This is a genomic window from Agaribacter flavus (assembly GCF_042646125.1).
Taxonomy (GTDB): domain Bacteria; phylum Pseudomonadota; class Gammaproteobacteria; order Enterobacterales; family Alteromonadaceae; genus Glaciecola; species Glaciecola flavus.
This window is the reverse complement of sequence record NZ_JBHRSW010000006.1, coordinates 305,537-322,716: the sequence shown is the minus strand read 5'-3', so window position 1 is coordinate 322,716 and position 17,180 is coordinate 305,537. Positions and strand designations below refer to the sequence as shown.

17 protein-coding genes and 1 pseudogene are annotated in these 17,180 nt (G+C 41.8%); 13 read left to right on the top strand and 5 right to left on the bottom strand.

Going from position 1 to position 17,180, the window contains the following annotated elements; all coding sequences use genetic code 11:
• Positions 1–183: 183 nt before the first annotated feature.
• The 3 genes from ACFOHL_RS05740 to ACFOHL_RS05730 are packed head-to-tail and all read right to left on the bottom strand — an operon-like array spanning position 184 to position 3,081.
• On the bottom strand, positions 184–2,541 hold the full coding sequence (locus ACFOHL_RS05740) for a TOTE conflict system archaeo-eukaryotic primase domain-containing protein (RefSeq protein WP_376919242.1): 2,358 nt from the start codon (positions 2,539–2,541) through the stop codon (positions 184–186).
• Between the two features lie 5 nt (positions 2,542–2,546).
• Positions 2,547–2,837, bottom strand: coding sequence for a type II toxin-antitoxin system RelE/ParE family toxin (locus ACFOHL_RS05735; RefSeq protein ID WP_376919241.1), 291 nt, complete (start codon positions 2,835–2,837; stop codon positions 2,547–2,549).
• Positions 2,824–3,081, bottom strand: a complete 258-nt coding sequence (locus ACFOHL_RS05730) for a ribbon-helix-helix domain-containing protein (RefSeq protein WP_054552832.1) — start codon at positions 3,079–3,081, stop codon at positions 2,824–2,826. The genes ACFOHL_RS05735 and ACFOHL_RS05730 overlap by 14 nt, the downstream gene beginning before the upstream one ends.
• A 428-nt stretch (positions 3,082–3,509) precedes the next feature.
• Between ACFOHL_RS05730 and ACFOHL_RS05725 the strand changes: the two are divergent.
• The 3 genes and pseudogenes from ACFOHL_RS05725 to ACFOHL_RS05715 form a co-directional block, all read left to right on the top strand.
• Positions 3,510–3,788 (top strand): annotated as a pseudogene (locus tag ACFOHL_RS05725) (IS91 family transposase); the annotation flags it as partial.
• A 493-nt stretch (positions 3,789–4,281) separates the two neighbouring features.
• Complete coding sequence (locus ACFOHL_RS05720; RefSeq protein ID WP_376919239.1) at positions 4,282–4,593, top strand: sigma factor; 312 nt, start codon at positions 4,282–4,284, stop codon at positions 4,591–4,593.
• A 69-nt stretch (positions 4,594–4,662) separates the two neighbouring features.
• Positions 4,663–5,601 (top strand): DUF6596 domain-containing protein, encoded by a 939-nt coding sequence (locus ACFOHL_RS05715; RefSeq protein WP_376919238.1) that lies wholly within the window; start codon positions 4,663–4,665, stop codon positions 5,599–5,601.
• Between the two features lie 20 nt (positions 5,602–5,621).
• Here the strand turns inward: ACFOHL_RS05715 and ACFOHL_RS05710 are convergent, their stop codons facing one another.
• Positions 5,622–5,972: a YciI family protein gene (locus ACFOHL_RS05710; protein ID WP_376919237.1), complete on the bottom strand. Its 351-nt coding sequence runs from the start codon at positions 5,970–5,972 to the stop codon at positions 5,622–5,624.
• Between the two features lie 199 nt (positions 5,973–6,171).
• On the opposite strand from ACFOHL_RS05710, the gene ACFOHL_RS05705 reads away from it, so the two are divergent.
• From ACFOHL_RS05705 to rpsI, 9 genes are all read left to right on the top strand, one after another.
• Positions 6,172–6,873 (top strand): CPBP family intramembrane glutamic endopeptidase, encoded by a 702-nt coding sequence (locus ACFOHL_RS05705; RefSeq protein ID WP_376919236.1) that lies wholly within the window; start codon positions 6,172–6,174, stop codon positions 6,871–6,873.
• Between the two features lie 118 nt (positions 6,874–6,991).
• Positions 6,992–8,707, top strand: a complete 1,716-nt coding sequence (gene recJ, locus ACFOHL_RS05700) for a single-stranded-DNA-specific exonuclease RecJ (RefSeq protein WP_376919235.1) — start codon at positions 6,992–6,994, stop codon at positions 8,705–8,707.
• Between the two features lie 57 nt (positions 8,708–8,764).
• Positions 8,765–9,475 carry a DNA repair protein RecO gene (gene recO, locus ACFOHL_RS05695; RefSeq protein WP_376919234.1) on the top strand — a complete coding sequence of 237 codons (711 nt, stop codon included), beginning with the start codon at positions 8,765–8,767 and terminating at the stop codon, positions 9,473–9,475.
• A gap of 288 nt (positions 9,476–9,763) precedes the next feature.
• Positions 9,764–10,516 (top strand): pyridoxine 5'-phosphate synthase, encoded by a 753-nt coding sequence (pdxJ, locus tag ACFOHL_RS05690; RefSeq protein WP_376919233.1) that lies wholly within the window; start codon positions 9,764–9,766, stop codon positions 10,514–10,516.
• 18 nt (positions 10,517–10,534) lie between these two features.
• Positions 10,535–10,912 (top strand): holo-ACP synthase, encoded by a 378-nt coding sequence (gene acpS / locus ACFOHL_RS05685; RefSeq protein ID WP_376919232.1) that lies wholly within the window; start codon positions 10,535–10,537, stop codon positions 10,910–10,912.
• Between the two features lie 15 nt (positions 10,913–10,927).
• The gene (gene rlmD, locus ACFOHL_RS05680; protein ID WP_376919231.1) at positions 10,928–12,271 is read left to right on the top strand and encodes a 23S rRNA (uracil(1939)-C(5))-methyltransferase RlmD; all 1,344 of its coding nucleotides are present in this window, start codon (positions 10,928–10,930) and stop codon (positions 12,269–12,271) included.
• Between the two features lie 69 nt (positions 12,272–12,340).
• On the top strand, positions 12,341–14,485 hold the full coding sequence (relA, locus tag ACFOHL_RS05675) for a GTP diphosphokinase (protein ID WP_376919230.1): 2,145 nt from the start codon (positions 12,341–12,343) through the stop codon (positions 14,483–14,485).
• 209 nt (positions 14,486–14,694) lie between these two features.
• On the top strand, positions 14,695–15,123 hold the full coding sequence (rplM, locus tag ACFOHL_RS05670) for a 50S ribosomal protein L13 (protein ID WP_376919229.1): 429 nt from the start codon (positions 14,695–14,697) through the stop codon (positions 15,121–15,123).
• A gap of 12 nt (positions 15,124–15,135) precedes the next feature.
• A complete protein-coding gene (gene rpsI, locus ACFOHL_RS05665) occupies positions 15,136–15,528 on the top strand; it encodes a 30S ribosomal protein S9 (RefSeq protein WP_284219154.1) in 393 nt (130 codons plus the stop codon).
• Between the two features lie 74 nt (positions 15,529–15,602).
• On the opposite strand, the gene yiaA is transcribed toward rpsI, so the two are convergent.
• Positions 15,603–16,064: an inner membrane protein YiaA gene (gene yiaA / locus ACFOHL_RS05660; RefSeq protein WP_376919228.1), complete on the bottom strand. Its 462-nt coding sequence runs from the start codon at positions 16,062–16,064 to the stop codon at positions 15,603–15,605.
• Positions 16,065–16,218: 154 nt separating this feature from the next.
• Here yiaA and ACFOHL_RS05655 point away from each other — a divergent pair, with 154 nt between their 5' ends.
• Positions 16,219–16,971 (top strand): helix-turn-helix domain-containing protein, encoded by a 753-nt coding sequence (locus ACFOHL_RS05655; protein ID WP_376919227.1) that lies wholly within the window; start codon positions 16,219–16,221, stop codon positions 16,969–16,971.
• The last annotated feature ends 209 nt before the right edge of the window (positions 16,972–17,180 follow it).

Sequence of the window (17,180 nt, the reverse complement as noted above, 5' to 3'; positions counted from 1 at the left end):
AATAAGTTTTCAGTACTAATGGCCAGCCTATTTTCATATCTTGACCACACTTACCCCGTAATTACCCGCTGTTTTTGAATCTGAAACGCATCAAAAAAGCCTTAAAGTCAGCTGTCACAGAGGGTAGTAAGTAGTGTTAATCCATCTTATACTCCGAATTGTTGGTTATATACTCAAGTATTGTTAACGGTATGTTATTTCGTAACCAAGTGCTTTATATCCCTTTTCACGTTTCGAAAACATTCGCTTAAGTGTTGGGAAGGTATCAAGGTAATCATAAACTTGAACCGAATTTTTGTTACTCCATTCTCGTCCAATTCGGCCAGCATATTGAGCTAGTATCCCCTTCCACGCTATAGGTAAAGTGATAAATAGAGTATCTAAATACGGTAAATCAAAGCCTTCTCCAACGTATTTCCCCGTTGCAAGAATTACCTGTTTATCGTTACTTAGATCTTTGTTTTCTTCGAGCATAGCAATGCGCTCTTGCCGCTGCTTAGCTGATATTCCACCATGCAGTTCTACAACCAGTAGACCTTTTTGCGTTAGTAAAGCTGACAGGTGTTCTATATGCTCTTTTCTTTCGGTTAACACCATTACTGCACGCTTTTCATCTATACAACTGAGAATATCGTCAACGATCTTTTGGTTTCTGCTATTACTATTTACTAAGTGCTTATAAACTTGTGAAATATGAGGTTTAGTATCATGTTGAAGCCACTCTTTAGGAAACTTTGTATCAGTTTCATATGCTATAACCTGCTGACTAAGCATTGAACCTGATTTAACTACTTTATAAACAATATCACCAAGTTGAAATATCATCAGCTTTTCTAAGCCATCTTGGCGTTTTGGTGTTGCTGTAAATCCATGAATGAATTTGGCATGACTGGACTTGATCAAGCTTTCATAGTTTGAGGCTGGCAAATGGTGGCATTCATCAACAATTATTTGCCCATATTTTTCAATATATGGCTTTATATCCATGCCGTTTCGACTAACTAAACTTTGATATGTGGCTACATCAACCTGATACGACAGCTTTTCCTTACCACCAAGTAATGAACCAACTTCAGTATCTTTTAAAAAAACATTAATACGTTCTAACCACTGTTCAGCCAGTTGCCGACTGTGAACTAATATCAATGTGTTTACTTTACGTTTAGCAACCAGTGCTAAAGCTGTGACAGTTTTACCAAAGCCAGTAGAAGCTTCCAGTATACCAACTGATGATTCTAATAACGCATTAACAGCCTTATTCTGCTGACTTTTCAGCTTTCCGGTAAACTTAACTTTGGCAAGGTTGTCACCTGAAAACCGCTTATCATCGAAATTTATTTCAATTTTTTGTTCAGTTAATTGAGTTTCTACAGATGATAAACACCCTCTGGGTAAAATTAAAAATTTACCTTCAATATGAGCGGCGCAAATATATCTTGGAATGCCAATAGTAGATAAGCGAAGGCCTTGCCGTTTATAAAACTCTGGGTTAGAAAATACTGCTAACTGTTTAAGCCTTGATGTTAATTTGCTGGGAAGTTTATCGATAGGAATATAAATCTGATCTGCAATAACTAAGGTTATTTCTTCTGGGCAATTGGCAATCACATTATTATCAATAGAAGAGAGTTTCTTCCAAGGTGTGTCTGCCAAATCATTATTAGCTTTTTCATCGATTAACGTTATTTCGCCCAGCAAGCTATCAAGTGCCGTATTATCAATTTTCGGGATAGAAGCGAGTTTAGCCCACTGATCTTTATAAGGTATCCCTGACGAATCTATGAATACACTATTACCTTGCTTTCTTGGCTCTAATTGAAGAGGTAATGCTATTAAGTTACCAAAGCCACCTTCTGGCATTACATCTTGATTCGGAAACAAACGATCAAAGCAAGTAAATGAGAGAGCAGGATACATTTCCATGGCTTTCGTTAATAAGCCGTTACCTAGTTTTCTAGCTTTGGCTGCTTCAACAGCTTGCGAAAAGAAAATCCATACATGGCCTCCATTACCACTTCTAGAACGTTCAATAATATGAGGTACTTTATATAAATCACAGGCTTCAGAAAAAGCTTTAACGGAGTGAATCCAATCATCCTTATCGAAATCAGCAGCTAGAATGTGAGTAGTGTTGTTATCAAGAAGTGGGTAAATCCCAATCGTTTGATTGCCTTTCAGGTGATCAAATATCACCTGACCATCATAATGCTTGAATTGTTGATTTGAGCATTCCGTGCAGCTAATCCGTGGTTTATTACAGATTTTAGGTTTCCATTCATTCCAACACGCTGGCGAATAACCACTTCGCCCATTTTGCGATTCCCAACGAAACGGGTAAACGTCATTTCGACCTTTAAAATAAGAAATGAATAAATCGACTTTAGCTTTAGGAGGAACGTGTTGGTTAAAGTGTTTGGCTAGCTCGACTTCTTGTTGTGCAAGAATACTATTACGTTCATTTAACAATGACTCTTTTTCTTCAGCGAGCTGCTGAAGCCGATTATCAATATCTAAGAGCCTATCTGATAACGAACTGGACACATTAATTACTCAAAAGCAGTTTTAAGGTTTTCTGCTCTTAGTATTCGCATGACATCAACGCAGTCATTAGAAACGACGTAGTAAATAGCATGTTTTCCATATACGCTGCGTCTATATCCCTTACGAATGTGATCAACAGCCTGATAATGCAGCGGGTTTTCCGCAATGCTTTGAAACTGAATAATCAACCCATCAACATATGATTTAGCCCGAGCTAAACCAAAGTTATCAATGCCATATTCAAATAGCTGCTCGAAATCCTGATCGGCAGCACTACTTAATCTATACTTCGCCATTAGTTTGTTTTCTAGCAATCACCGCATTAACAATATCTTCAGGAGAACGAGAGCTGAAACCGCTTTGCTCTGCTTTGATCAGTTCTTGCCTAATAACTTCAACTTGGCTAGTACGCATTTGCTCTTTTCTGATTAAATCTCGTAATAACTCGCTGTCACTAGCATAATTACCTGTTGCAAGTTGAGCTTGCATCCATTGTTCTTGTTGATCAGTTACTGTGATACTTTTCTTTACCATTGCCATAATTTACCTCCAATGAAAGAAATCTCGTAAGGATATAATCCTACTTTATACTACCACAATAAAGTTTAGTTCAGAACTGGTAAGAATCAATTTGAGTTACACCATACAATTCATAGGTGGTAACAATATCGGTAAGTTGCTGGTCATGACCACGTTAAAACACGCACTTATAAAGGGATTATAAGCTTGCCAATGGGGCCTCATAATCGGTAGATCCCCAGTTCAAGTCTGGGAGGGGCCACCATTTCCTACCGTCCAACCCTTTCGACCCAGCGCAAAATTGCTTTGTTGTACCCGTATATTGCGCATGAATCTGCATGATATGTTGCCATTTTTATGGATCGTTTATTCATGCTAGGTTCTCGGTAATTGAAAACCCTATTTCCTATTGTGTGAGACATTTTGAGGAATGTGTGGTTCTAATGACGCTTACTAAGTTGGCTGCACTGGTACCGCCGCCTAGACTTAACCTGACTCGATTTTATGGCGTGTTTGCGCCTAATAGCAATGTACGCGCAAAGGTCACGGCTTCTCAGCGTGGGAAGAATAGTCCTCGCTTAGCAGAACGTCCGAAAGATCCAGATAAGCCGTACCATGCTCGCAGCATGAGTTGGGCGCAAAGGTTGAAGCGAGTATTCAATATTGATGTCACTATATGTGAGGCGTGTGAGAGTACTAAGGTCAAGATAATGGCATGCATTACAGACGCTGCAATACCGCTTTAACACCAATGTGTTGAGGCTCTACCTTCCTCACATGACAAATAAGTTTTCAGTACTAATGGCCAGCCTATTTTCATATCTTGACTACATTTACTCCGTAATTACCCGCTGTTTTTGAATCTGCAATGCATCAAAAAAGCCTTAAAGTCAGCTGTCACAGAGGGTAGTAAGTAGTGTTAATCCATCTTATACTCGTTTATTACTCGCTTTACCTTCAACTACCAAGGAAGGGTGCCGTAGCCGAGCCAACCCTGCTTCAACTCATTTATAAGCTTATTTCGGCAAAACTCAAAGATGTGTTTAGTATAAAAAGCAACAGTAGGTATTGTTTTGGCATAAGCGATGCGGAAAGCTCGTTGTATCACACATGTTTTCAGCTGCTCTTGGTCATTTACGTGGTTAATGGCAATGTTACTGGCAATAGATTTATCACTCAATTTCCTCTAGCATCTGACCTATACTCGTTTGGTAATGCATTATGGATAGCCTTCCCTCAAATATATCAGCCCTGTACTCTAAAAATTCGCCAAAAATACTCGCGACCTTGATGCGGCTTGTTGGTGCATCCAATGTGGATTTGGCTGAAGACATACTGCAAGATACTTTTCATCGAGCCATGGACAATTGGGCGAGCAATGGATTACCTGAGAACCCCGGCGGCTGGTTAATGCTGACGGCTAAACGCGCGGCACTAGATCATTTGCGTCAATCTAGCAATCGCTTGCGCATTACTAAGGACTCGCTGGCTCCAAGTCTTATGAGTGAATGGAGTCGAACCTACGCAATTTAGCAAGCTTTTTCTAATGAGGCCATTCAAGATGACCAGTTACGCCTATTGTTTTGGATAAGCAGTACTGATTTGGCCGATGGAATAAGGCTTCCTCTCGTATTAAAGGCGCTGGGTGGAATGTCGGTAGAGGCAATTGCGCGCGCATTGTTGTCTAAACCCGAAACAATAAAAAAACGCTTAACGCGAAGTAAAAAACACCTATCCTCAGTAAAATATGAAATTCCAGATGATAGTGAACTAAAAAGTGCCATTCATCGTGTGCATCAATGTTTATACTTGATGTTCAATGAAGGCATAAGTACGCACTATCGCGATCATGAAAATAGACGAGATATCTGTTTGAGTGCGTTGCGCTTTTTGCGCTTGATGCTTTCCGAAAATAGCAATGAACTGTCTGCCTTACGCCATACAAACAACAGTGTGTACAGTGATAGTGACACCTATGCGTTGTTGGCACTCATGCATTTTCATCTGGCTAGGTTAGACTCGCGTTTTGACTCTAGTGGTCAGGCAATTGAATTAAATCTTCAAAACAGGAAGTTGTGGGACAGCAATGAAATCAAAATAGGGGCGTATGCCATGGCTTCTGCCATGCGCTTAGCAAATGGCAAACCCAGCGTTTACCTACTCGAGGCGTTAATTGCATTTGAACACTGCCGAGCTAAGTGTTTTTCGAAAACGGATTGGCCAATCATCGAACAGCATTATGCTGCTTTGTGCTCGCTTAGTCATTCGCCGTTGATGCAGATTGCTTATGCTATTTCACTTGCACATAACAGAAAGTTTGATAAAGCCGTTAACATACTTCAAGGTTTAAGTAATGGATGTGGCGGAGAACTCAGCCAACGCGTACTGGCTAGTTTTGCATATGTTAATGCGCTAAGTGGTCAAGTTGAGACCGCTTACTCGCAAGCCAAGCAAGCTAAAAAACAGGGTCTAACGGATAAGGAATACGCGTGTCTTATCCGTCAGATTGAAGTGAGTATAAACGTCCAAAGCCCTGTTTAGACTTGGTTGTTTCTATTTTTCTATTCCATGCACATAATTTCGCGGACTTCTACGCTGCAATCTGGGCTGAATAGCACTGGGCAGGATTTCGCTAGTTCAGTGGCTTCATCAAGTGATTCAGCTTTAATAATAGAATAACCACTGACTAATTCCTTATACTCAGAAACAGCAATATCAGTTACAACATCAGTGTTTTCTATGCGCTTTCCTGAATAGTGGAGTGGGTTTCCACCTGAAACTAATTTACCTTTTTCGCTTAACGCGACCATCCACTTTTCCCATTCTCCCATTATCGCTTGCATTTCTTCGGGTGGGGTATTGATATGCCAATCGGGGTCACCACCTTTGTAAACTAACATGTAATCTTGCATTTTTATCTCCTTTTAAAAAAGGCTTGCGTTAATTTGTTATCTCAAGCCCAAGTTAATTTAAGTTTTTACATCACTTGATGCAATAAGATAACGTATGGGCATATTAAAAAGGGACACAATAGAAAAAAAGTTTGGTTTTTGTTTCCGTTAAAGGGAATGTGGCCAATAATAATTCAACTTTCTCTGAGGCAGCAGCAGTTTGGAAATAAATATCAATAGTGGTGTGTACAAAGCGATTGAGCTTTGCCTGATTTTTGTAGTTTTGCCGTTTTTTATCGCGTTTAACCCAATCATTTACATCAGTATCGTGCTTATTTTAGTGGCATTAATGTACCTATTAGTCATTAGTAAGCGCATATGGGGAGAGGGTTCGTGGCGAGCGTTTTACCAAAAAAAGATCAAGCCTACGTTGTCACGTTTATTGTGCCTAGATACAAATGCACTTTTAAAAAAATACAAGGTAGTGTTAATTCGGCTTTCGATTATGTTCATCCTGTTTGCAATAGGAACCAGTCTATTTGTTTATGTAACAATGCCGAATGAGCTTTTTCATGTCGTGCTCAACAATACCTTTCTCTGGCTCGCTATTTCTGTTTTTTACAGTTTGTTTTCGGTTCTGCCACAAGAGTTTTTGTATCGTAGTTTTTTCTTTACGCGCTACCAAAGCTTGGTGCCAAATCACGCTATTTTCATCTTGTTGAATGCCGTCATTTTTTGCCTTGCACATCTGATGTTTTTTAACACTTTGGTCATGATTTTGACCTTCTGTGGAGGTCTGCTATTCGCGTACACCTACCATGTGAGTCGTTCTTTTTGGTTGGTATCTGTGGAGCATAGCTTGTATGGAGTATGGCTTTATACCGTTGGCATGGGCGCAATGTTGGCTTTCCCCTCAGGCTGAATTCGCAGTTTCTTATATCGAAGATAAAAAACCAAATCGCGAATCACTTTTTTATGTCTAGCGCAAAAGGGCATCTCACGTTAACATTTGCAATAGAATAACCAGAACAAAAATACCTGTGCAAATAGTAAAACGCCAAGCGCTTATATCCTCGCCTCTCGATACTTCGATGCCATCTATTTTAGACCGAGTCCTTCGTCATCGAGGTATTCAGTCTATTGATGAAATCGACATGCAGACCAAGTCTTTGTTGCATTACAAGCGGTTGAAAGATATCGATGTCGCGGCTGAACTAGTGTGTGAGGCAATCATCAATCAGTCTACGATAACGATTGTTGGAGATTTTGATGCTGATGGCGCCACCAGTACAGCGCTTTGTTTGTTGTGTTTACGTGACTTTGGTCATACGCAGGCCAGTTATATTGTGCCAAATCGCTTTGACTATGGGTATGGTTTGTCAACACCTGTGGTTGATTTGGCTCACGATATGAGCACTGACTTGTTGATTACCGTGGATAACGGTATATCCAGCATTGAGGGAGTGGCGAGAGCAAGGGAGCTAGGTATTAAAGTCCTTGTGACTGACCACCACCTTGCTGCAGATACCTTGCCTGCTGCTGACGCAATCGTGAATCCCAATCAGCCTAATTGTGACTTCCGTTCAAAAAACTTAGCGGGTGTGGGCGTGGCTTTTTATTTAATGCTTGCAGTAAGAGCTAAGTTACAAGCATCTGCGTATTTCGATCGAACAAACAGGGTTGCACCGAATATCGCTAACTACCTAGATATTGTTGCCTTGGGTACGGTGGCCGATGTTGTGGCTTTGGATAAAAATAATCGCATACTTGTGCATCAGGGCTTGCAGCGCATTCGTTGTGGTAAAACTCGATTAGGGATTCAGGCCTTGCTAGATGTCGCTGGACGAAAAGCCAATACTTTGGCGTCCTCTGATTTGGGTTTTGCCTTGGGGCCTAGGTTAAATGCTGCAGGCAGGTTAGAAGACATGTCAGTAGGTATTGAGTGTTTGCTTACTGAAGATATCAATACTGCTCGTCAGTTAGCCAGTGAGCTTGACGCCCTTAACCGTTCTAGGCAAGTTATCCAACAAGATATGCAACAAGAGGCAGAAAAAATTCTCTTAGCACTGCCTTTCGCTTCAAATGATTTACCTGCGGGAATATGCGTGTACGATGAGAGTTTTCACGCCGGTGTAGTGGGCATTGTCGCGGGGAAGTTAAAAGAACAATATTACCGTCCCAGTATTGTATTTGCAGAAGAAGATGAGTTTAGCTTAAAGGGTTCAGCTCGGAGCATTCCTGGCGTGCATATTCGCGATGTTTTGGAGTCAATCCACAGCCGTTTTCCAACGCTTATTACTAAATTTGGTGGTCATGCAATGGCTGCCGGCTTGTCATTACCTAAAAGTGCGTACACGCAGTTTACCCAAGTATTCAGTGAAGCGGTAGAATTGGCCTTAAGAGGCTTGCCCCTGACACAACAGATGATGTCTGATGGTGAGCTAAGCCCTCACGAAATGAATCTTGAAAATGCGAAAGTTCTGAAGTGTCAATTGCCTTGGGGGCAAGGGTTTGAAGCGCCGCTTTTTGACGGCGTATTTGACCTGATACAGCAGCGCATTGTTGGACATAAACACCTTAAACTATTACTTTCCAAAGGCGGGCGAATGTTTGATGCGATAGCTTTTAATGTCGACTTGAAACAATGGCCAGACAATAGTGCAACACGTGTTCACATTGCGTATCAACTGGACATCAATGAGTTTAATAACAAAGTCAATGTGCAACTATTGGTCAATGATCTTGTTGCTGCCTAAACGCCAAATAGCCGTTTTGCAAAATCCGTATGGCGACGATGAATAGAATCCAGTGAAATGCAAAAATTAGTATTGAATGGTTATGTGATACACCGTCGAGCATATCGAGAAACCAGTTTATTGGTAGATTTTTTTACCCGCGAAAGTGGTAAAGTGAGCGCCGTGGCAAAGGGGGCAAGGGGTAACAGTAAATCTGAGCGAAAGAGTTTATTGCAGCCCTTACAGTATATAGAGTTTGAATGTGCTGGAAGAACGAACTTGAAGAATTTAGGTCATTTGGATTCGCTAGACAATGCCTTGTCACTAAAAGGTAAAGCTCTATATAGTGCTTTTTACATCAACGAAATAATTCAGCGCGCTTTGCCAGAAGGTGAGGCATTTGAACATTTATTTGGTATATATCAGCAAACATTGCACTCATTGGCCGGAATAATCCATGATACCAATGATGCTATTGAGCCGATTCTCAGGCAGTTTGAGTTCGCTTTGCTGGAAAACTTGGGATACCTTCCTGATTTCTCTAGTAACGCAACGAACGGTGAAGCAATAGCCGAGGCACACTATTACAAGTATGAACTTGAGCACGGTTTTGTGCGTTGTGAAGCAAGCGCCGTGCACGCCATATCAGGTACTTTGCTACATGAAATTAGCAATGGAAATCTATCCTTACGTGCGCTAAAAGTGGCAAAATATATTGTGCGCGTGACACTTCCTTTAGCAATCGGTGATAAGCCCTTAAAGAGTCGAGAGTTGTTTTCTCAACTTTGAAGAGCAGCCCAATTTGCCTTAGTATGGCAGGCTAGTGATATACAGTATAAGGGGACGACAAGAATCAAAATTTGTTTTTCATGGATGAAAAACCAAAGCGTATATGGATATACTTGCAGCGTTTTTGGTTCTTGTTGTCCCCTTATACTGTAAATCACTAGCCAACCGCATACGTGTTCGCTAAGTGATAAAGCAAGCCAGAAAAGGCAAAAATAATCTGTTAAACTCCTATTTTTATAATCATTTATATTGTGATTAGAGGCTTAAGCTTCTAGTTAGAGGCACTATATGCAAGACATCTTTCTTGGCGTAAACATCGACCACATCGCCACGCTTCGTAACGCACGAGGTACAAATTACCCATGCCCAGTACATGCGGCTGATATAGCAGAACGTGCTGGCGCTGATGGCATTACCGTGCATCTGCGTGAAGACAGGCGTCACATCAAAGACAGTGACGTATATCTATTAAAAGAAACGATTAATACCCGTTTAAACTTAGAAATGGCCGTCACTGATGAAATGCTCGCTATTGCAGACAAAGTACGCCCTGAGTTTTGCTGTTTAGTGCCTGAAAAACGCGAAGAGCTCACGACCGAGGGGGGCTTGGATGTGGCCGGTAACCTAGACCGTATCAAACAAGCCTGTACTCAATTGAGTGAGCAAGGCACCTTGGCCTCCTTGTTCATTGATGCAGACGAAAAACAAATTGAAGCTTCTGTAGACGTAGGCGCACCGTATATCGAAATTCACACTGGGCAATATGCAGAAGCGAAAAGTGAACGCGAGGCAGAGTTGGAATTGACTAAATTAGTACAAGGTGTTGAGTATGCAACGCGTTTAGGCTTGAAGGTAAATGCGGGACACGGACTACACTATCACAATGTTAAGCCCATAGCGGCTATCCCTCAGTTAGTTGAATTAAACATTGGTCACGCTATTATTGCGCGTGCAGCTTTTGATGGTCTGGCGAAGGCGGTGAGTGACATGCGGGCTCTCATGCAAGAGGCTAGATTTTCTAGCGTTTACACAAACAAATAGCCAGTAGTAGGCAGCAAGGTGATTTTAGGTATTGGTACTGATATTGTTGAAATAGCACGGTTTGAGAATTTGAACGCTCCGTCCGAGGCTTTCGCAAAAAGAATACTGACTGAAGAAGAACTGCTTGAATATCAAGCGAGTAATAAACCATTGCATTACCTCGCCAAAAAGTTTGCGGTTAAAGAGGCCGTCGTAAAGGCGACAGGAACGGGGATAGGCAACGGTGTCAGTTGGCAGCATATGACAATCAAACATGAGGACAGTGGCAAACCTTATGTCGAGCTTTCTGGCGCATTGGCTGAATGGGCTGAAGAAAATAGCTTAAAGCATATGCATATTAGTATTTCAGATGAGCTTCACTATGCCTGTGCAATGGCGATTGCCGAATCCAATTGATCTTCGTGAGTATATATGGCTAAAGTATTTAAAGCGAAATCACGACGTGGTTCTGCAGAGCATCAAGCACGAATACCTGTTGAACTAAGCATCGATACCCTTGATTATCACGGCATAGGTGTTTGCTTGTCGACAGTGCCTATTACCTTGGTATCTGGTGGTTTACCCAATGAACGATTGCTTGTCAGTCTGCACAAAAGCGGTACAAAGGTTCAAACGGCGAGAATAAAACAAATTATTGAAGCAAGTGAGCAGCGGCAAGCGGCATTTTGCCAACATTACGATCAGTGCGGCGGCTGCAGTATGCAGCACTTAAGTCAGGCTCAGGGGATAAGCCAAAAAACGCAAGCATTGAAAGCGCATTTAGCCCACAAATTGGCGTTAAGCGAAGATACTTGGCAGCCCAGTATCGAATCCCCGCCTCAGTATCGGCGTAAAGTGCGTTTGTCTGTCGATGCGCGCAACCCAAAACAAGTGAAGATTGGCTATCGCGTTGTGAATTCAAATACTGTGGTTGATATCAGCGCTTGCGCAATACTGACCCTACCACTACAGAAGGCTATATTTAGTATACTCCCGCACATTAAGCTTTTGCCTAGCGTAAGGAATATCGGGCACTTAGTATTTTTTGAAAGCATAGACGGTGTATCGATGGCGGTGCATTGCAGCAAGAAGTTGCGCGATAATGATGCAAGTTCTCTAGCTGCTTTGGCTAAGCAATTGCAAATTGACCTTCGTGTCCTGCATAAGCAAGAAGACAAGACTTGCGAAGCGTCCAAGCCTTTGCGTGTAAAAGGTTATCAGGAACAAAATTTGCAGCAAAGCTTACAGGTCGGGATGTCTGACTTTGTGCAGATTAACGAAGCGGTCAATCAACAAATGTTAGTACGAGCGATAGCGTGGTTGTCGCCGACAAAGCAAGACATTGTGTATGATTTTTTTGCTGGTGCAGGTAACTTTTCTCTGGCAATGGCAGCTAGAGCAGCTCAAGTATATGCCTACGAAGTATCTGATAATATGGTTAAGCGCTGTCAAGAAAATGCGCAATTCAATGGTCTAGGCAAAGTCAGTGCGACAAAGGCGGATTTAGACGCTGAAAATGAACTGAGTACTGTCAGTCTGCAAAAGGACGCACTGGTTGTGCTGGATCCTGCGCGGAGTGGGGCAAAAAGGTTATCGGAAAAGTTAGCAAAATCAAGTGTTCGCAAGGTATTATATGTATCTTGCAACCCAAGCACTTTTGTTCGAGATCTCGGTATCATGAGAGAGACGTTCCGGGTTGAAAAAATTTGTACCCTAGATATGTTTCCGTTTACGGAACATATGGAAGTAATGGCCTTGTTGGTGAGGAAAAAATAAAACACTCATACCACTGAGCCAGGATTGCAATTGTGTAGATTGCTGAAGAATTAATAAGGAAGTCAGCCAATGGTATCCATTAGGCGCGTGCATCAAGACGAGCGGCCGCAATTTTCTGAGTGGCTCGCACAACTCCCCCTGCCTGATAAGACAAAGGATAAGCTTCGAAGCGTCGCGGAGGCGCCGGATATTCTATTGATTGGCCAAGAAATGGTCGAAATTCTCCATGAATTACACATGGATGACGAAACACTTCAAGCAGCATTAGTATTTCCTTACTGCCAAATTCACAACTTAAGTGCAGACGAAATTGTAGCAAGTTTTGGTGAAGCGATTGCTGGCTTAGTGCTCAAAGTGCGTAAAATGGACGATATTAAAGCCATTCAGTCCACACTAGAACAAAATAGCGAACAAGTTGAAAAGTTACGCAACATGATGCTTGCGATGGCCGAAGATGTGAGAGCCGTAGTGATAAAAATGGCTGAACGCATATGTACTTTGCATCGCATTAAGGAAGAAGACGAAGAAACCCGCGTGGTTGTTGCTAGAGAGTGCGCAAAGATATATGCACCATTGGCAAATAGATTGGGTATTGGACAATTGAAATGGGAACTAGAAGATCTCTCTTTTCGTTATCTGCATCCCGATATATATAAAAAAATTGCCAAACAATTAAAAGAAAAGCGCAAAGACCGCGAGCAATATATTGTTGATTTTGTTGATGACTTGCAAAGCTTATTGGACAAAGAGCATATTCAGGCAGAAGTCATTGGACGGCCTAAGCACATTTACAGCATTTATAAAAAAATGCAAAAAAAACAACTGAGCTTTGAGCAGTTATTTGACATTCGTGCCCTTCGTATCATTGCCAATCGATTGCAGGACTGCTACGCCGCTTTGGGCACAGTGCATGCGCACTATCGCCATTTACCTGCTGAATTTGACGACTATATTGCAACACCCAAACCCAATGGTTACCAGAGTATTCACACGGTTGTTGTTGGCCCTGCAGGTAAGTCAATAGAGATTCAGATTCGTACTGAACAAATGCATCAAGATGCGGAGCTTGGTGTGGCTGCGCATTGGCGTTATAAAGAGGGCAGTGCTGGTAAGAGTGCAGATTTAGATGAGCGCGTAATGTGGTTGCGCAAGATTCTGCAATGGCAAGAAGAAATGGCAGAGTCAGGTCATCTGCTGGAAGAGTTTAAAAATCAGGTCTTTGACGATAGGGTATATGTATTTACGCCCAAGGGTGATGTGGTCGACATGCCATCTGGGGCAACGCCCTTGGATTTTGCCTATTATATTCATAGCAACGTGGGTCATCGTTGCACCGGCGCCAAAGTCAATAATCGCATAGTACCGTTTACGTATCGATTGCAGACGGGTGATCAAGTGACTGTGCTGACCAGCAAAAACGGCACTCCGTCACGAGATTGGATGCACCCTGGGTTGGGTTATGCTCACACAGCTAGAGCAAGAGCGACGATTCATTCTTACTTTAAAAAGCAAGACAAAGACAAAAATCGCGAAGCGGGTAAGGAAATGCTCGAGCGAGAGTTAACGAAAATACATTTGCCTTTAAAAGTACCTGAACAAGCGGTCGACAAATACAACATGAAATCATTGGATGATTTACATGCGGCAGTGGGTGCCGGTGATCTGAGGGTGATGACAGTTGTGCATTATCTGCAGCAATTGCACGAACCGGTTGAACCACCAGAGGTTTTACCTGAACAGCTCCTTAAACCCATGCGCAAAGGTAAAAGGCAAGGTATTGTTGCCGAAGGTGTCGGTAACTTATTGAGTAAAGTTGCCAAATGTTGTCAGCCTGTTGCTGGTGATCCTATCGTTGGTTTTATTACTTTAGGTAAGGGGATTAGTGTGCATAAGGCATCTTGTGCGCAGCTCAACAATATGTTGAAACAACATCCTGAGCGCGAAATAGAAGTCAGTTGGGAAACAGAAGAACAAGGTAATTTTCAAACCAACATCAAGGTATTTAGTACCGATCGAGATGGCTTGTTACGCGACTTAACCACTGAGTTGGCAAATTTAAGGGTGAATATTTTAGGCGTGAGCAGTCACAGTGACACTAAAAAGGGGACTGCGGTCATCAACATCACTGTAGAAGTGCCAAATACCGACAAGCTTACCCAAGCTATGCGTCGTTTGCAGCAAGTCAGGGATATTACTTCGGTTAGTCGCGGATAGTTTTTGAAACCCTATTCAGTACAGTATCTTCTCGCCGTAAGACATGTGGAAACAAAACGATAAAAAACTTTGATTTTCTAAACTTTTCTGTATAATTCGCGACCTGCCCAGTTACACCCATCGTTGGGAACGATGGATGATCAACGAGCTCGAAGGGGCTATAGTGTTGATATTATTGGTGAAATTTTAATTTTCGGGTGATTAATTTAATGAAAACTTTTGTTGCAAAGCCAGAGAGCGTTGAGCGCGACTGGTACGTAGTTGACGCTGCGGACAAAACTTTAGGTCGTTTGGCTGCAGAAATTGCATCTAGACTACGTGGAAAGCATAAACCAGAGTATACGCCTCACGTTGACACTGGTGACTACATTGTTGTTGTAAACGCTGAAAAAATCCAAGTAACTGGAAACAAAGCGAAAAACAAAATGTATTACGCGCATTCTGGTTACCCAGGTGGCTTAAAAGAAGCAACGTTTGAAAAGCTTATCGAGAAAAAGCCTGAAATGGTTCTTGAAAAAGCAGTCAAAGGTATGCTTCCTAAAGGTCCTTTAGGTCGTGAGATGTTCCGCAAAATGAAAGTATTTGCTGGTCCAGAGCACACGCATCAGGCACAACAACCACAAGTATTGGATATTTAAGGAGCGAGTAAGATGGCAGAATCTCAGTACTACGGCACAGGTCGTCGCAAAAGTTCTACTGCTCGCGTATTCTTACGTCCAGGTAGTGGTAACATCGTTGTAAACAAACGTCCATTGGACGAGTTTTTTGGTCGTGAAACTGCACGTATGATCGTGAAGCAACCATTAGAACTTGTTGAAATGTTAGAAAAGTTTGATCTATACGTGACTGTTAAAGGTGGTGGTATTTCTGGTCAAGCAGGTGCTATCCGTCACGGTATCACTAGAGCATTGATGGAATACGATGAAGGCCTTCGTCCTGCTCTTCGTAAAGCAGGTTTCGTTACACGTGATGCACGTCGCGTTGAACGTAAGAAAGTGGGTCTACATAAAGCACGTAAGCGCCCTCAATTCTCGAAGCGTTAAGATTACACGTACAGTACAAGTTACATATCAAAAACCCAGCTTTAGCTGGGTTTTTTTATGCTTTAATGTGTTGGCTACTCGTCTTCTTCAAGGTCGAAATGCTCACTCACGCCTTGCTCCGGGGTGTCGGTTTCAACACTTTTCATATCTCGAATGTTTTTCTGAACGGTGATACTCGCAAATAGGCTCAATGTGTAAGCCATACCAAAGAATCCTTTTTCGCTTAACAATAACTCAGCGTTGTATAGTCCGATAGTAAGAAGCAACACAGCAGCACCTAAGCTGAGCCAAGAGAGCATGTAGTATACATCGGAAACTTCGATGTGTTCCTGTTTGTCACGCACTGTTTTTTGTAGCGACACGGCAGAAAATAAGCCATATAGCAATATGGATAAATAGTAGCCTTTTTCATTTAATGCCATTTCTGCATTGAACAGTCCTATACAGTAAGAAATAGTACCTACTGCTAGCGCGATCATCGCCGCACCTCTATATGCTGATGTTGGCGCGTGTACAGTTTTAGTGGTGGTGTTCATATTGATATCCCTCTTTGTCATTAACGTAGAACTCTTTGATTAAGTGTTGGGCTAACCATAGCGCCGAGTATTTACTACGTAAACTATTGTAAACTTAGTAGTAATATATTAGCTTTTAAGTCTATAAATAATAGACTGATTGGTGTTTGTTACTATGAGCCAAATAAACAACCTCATCACTACTCTAAAAACTTTGCTCAAATCCGAGGGGATCACTTATAAGAAGCTTGCCTCTGCATTAGATATGAGCGAAGCGAATGTAAAGCGTATGTTTGCGTCGAAGAGTTTTTCGTTGACGAGATTAGAAGAGATTTGCGATCACTTAAATATTGCGTTGTCTGATTTATTTTTGATGGCACAGGAAAGTTTGGAAAAAATAAGTCAGTTGACCCACGCCCAAGAGCAGGAACTATTAGACAATCCGCGGGTATTATTGGTGGCCGTTTGTGTGCGTGATGGTTGGAGATTTGAAGACATTATCAACTACTATGAAATTGATGAATTTGAATGTATTCGTTTACTCGCTAAACTTGATAAGCTACGTATTATCGATTTTTTGCCCAACAATCGCTTTCGGTCATTGATTGCGCAAGATTTTCGTTGGATACCTGGTGGCAGGCTAGAGCGCTTCATGGAACAAGAAGTGATGGTTAAATTTATGGCACCTAAGCAAGGCGAACCTTGGATTTTTAGATTTTACTTACGCGGTAGATACTCACAAAGCTCCATTGAAATTATTCAACGCAAACTGAATCAGTTAACTAAAGAAGCAGCACAACTCAATATCGAAGACCAAGCCCTTCCACTGCATCAGCGAACACACACGGGAATGCTACTTGCTATGCGCCCTTGGGAGCCTTCACTGTTTGAAAATATGCGCCGAGATCGCGTTGATGGGCAGTCGTAAAGAGTAAATTTTCTTCGGTGTGCAGATTTCTTGACTTAAAACAATTGCAAGCTAGTGTTTTTGACAGTAAATCCTTGTGTTCACAGGGTGTTTTCTTTTACCATACACGACAATTTTTATTTAGTGGATTAGTGTATGTATTGTGTACTGTTCGATTTTTCGAATATTTGCCGATAACGCCTAATGTCTACCAAATTTTTACAGGTTGA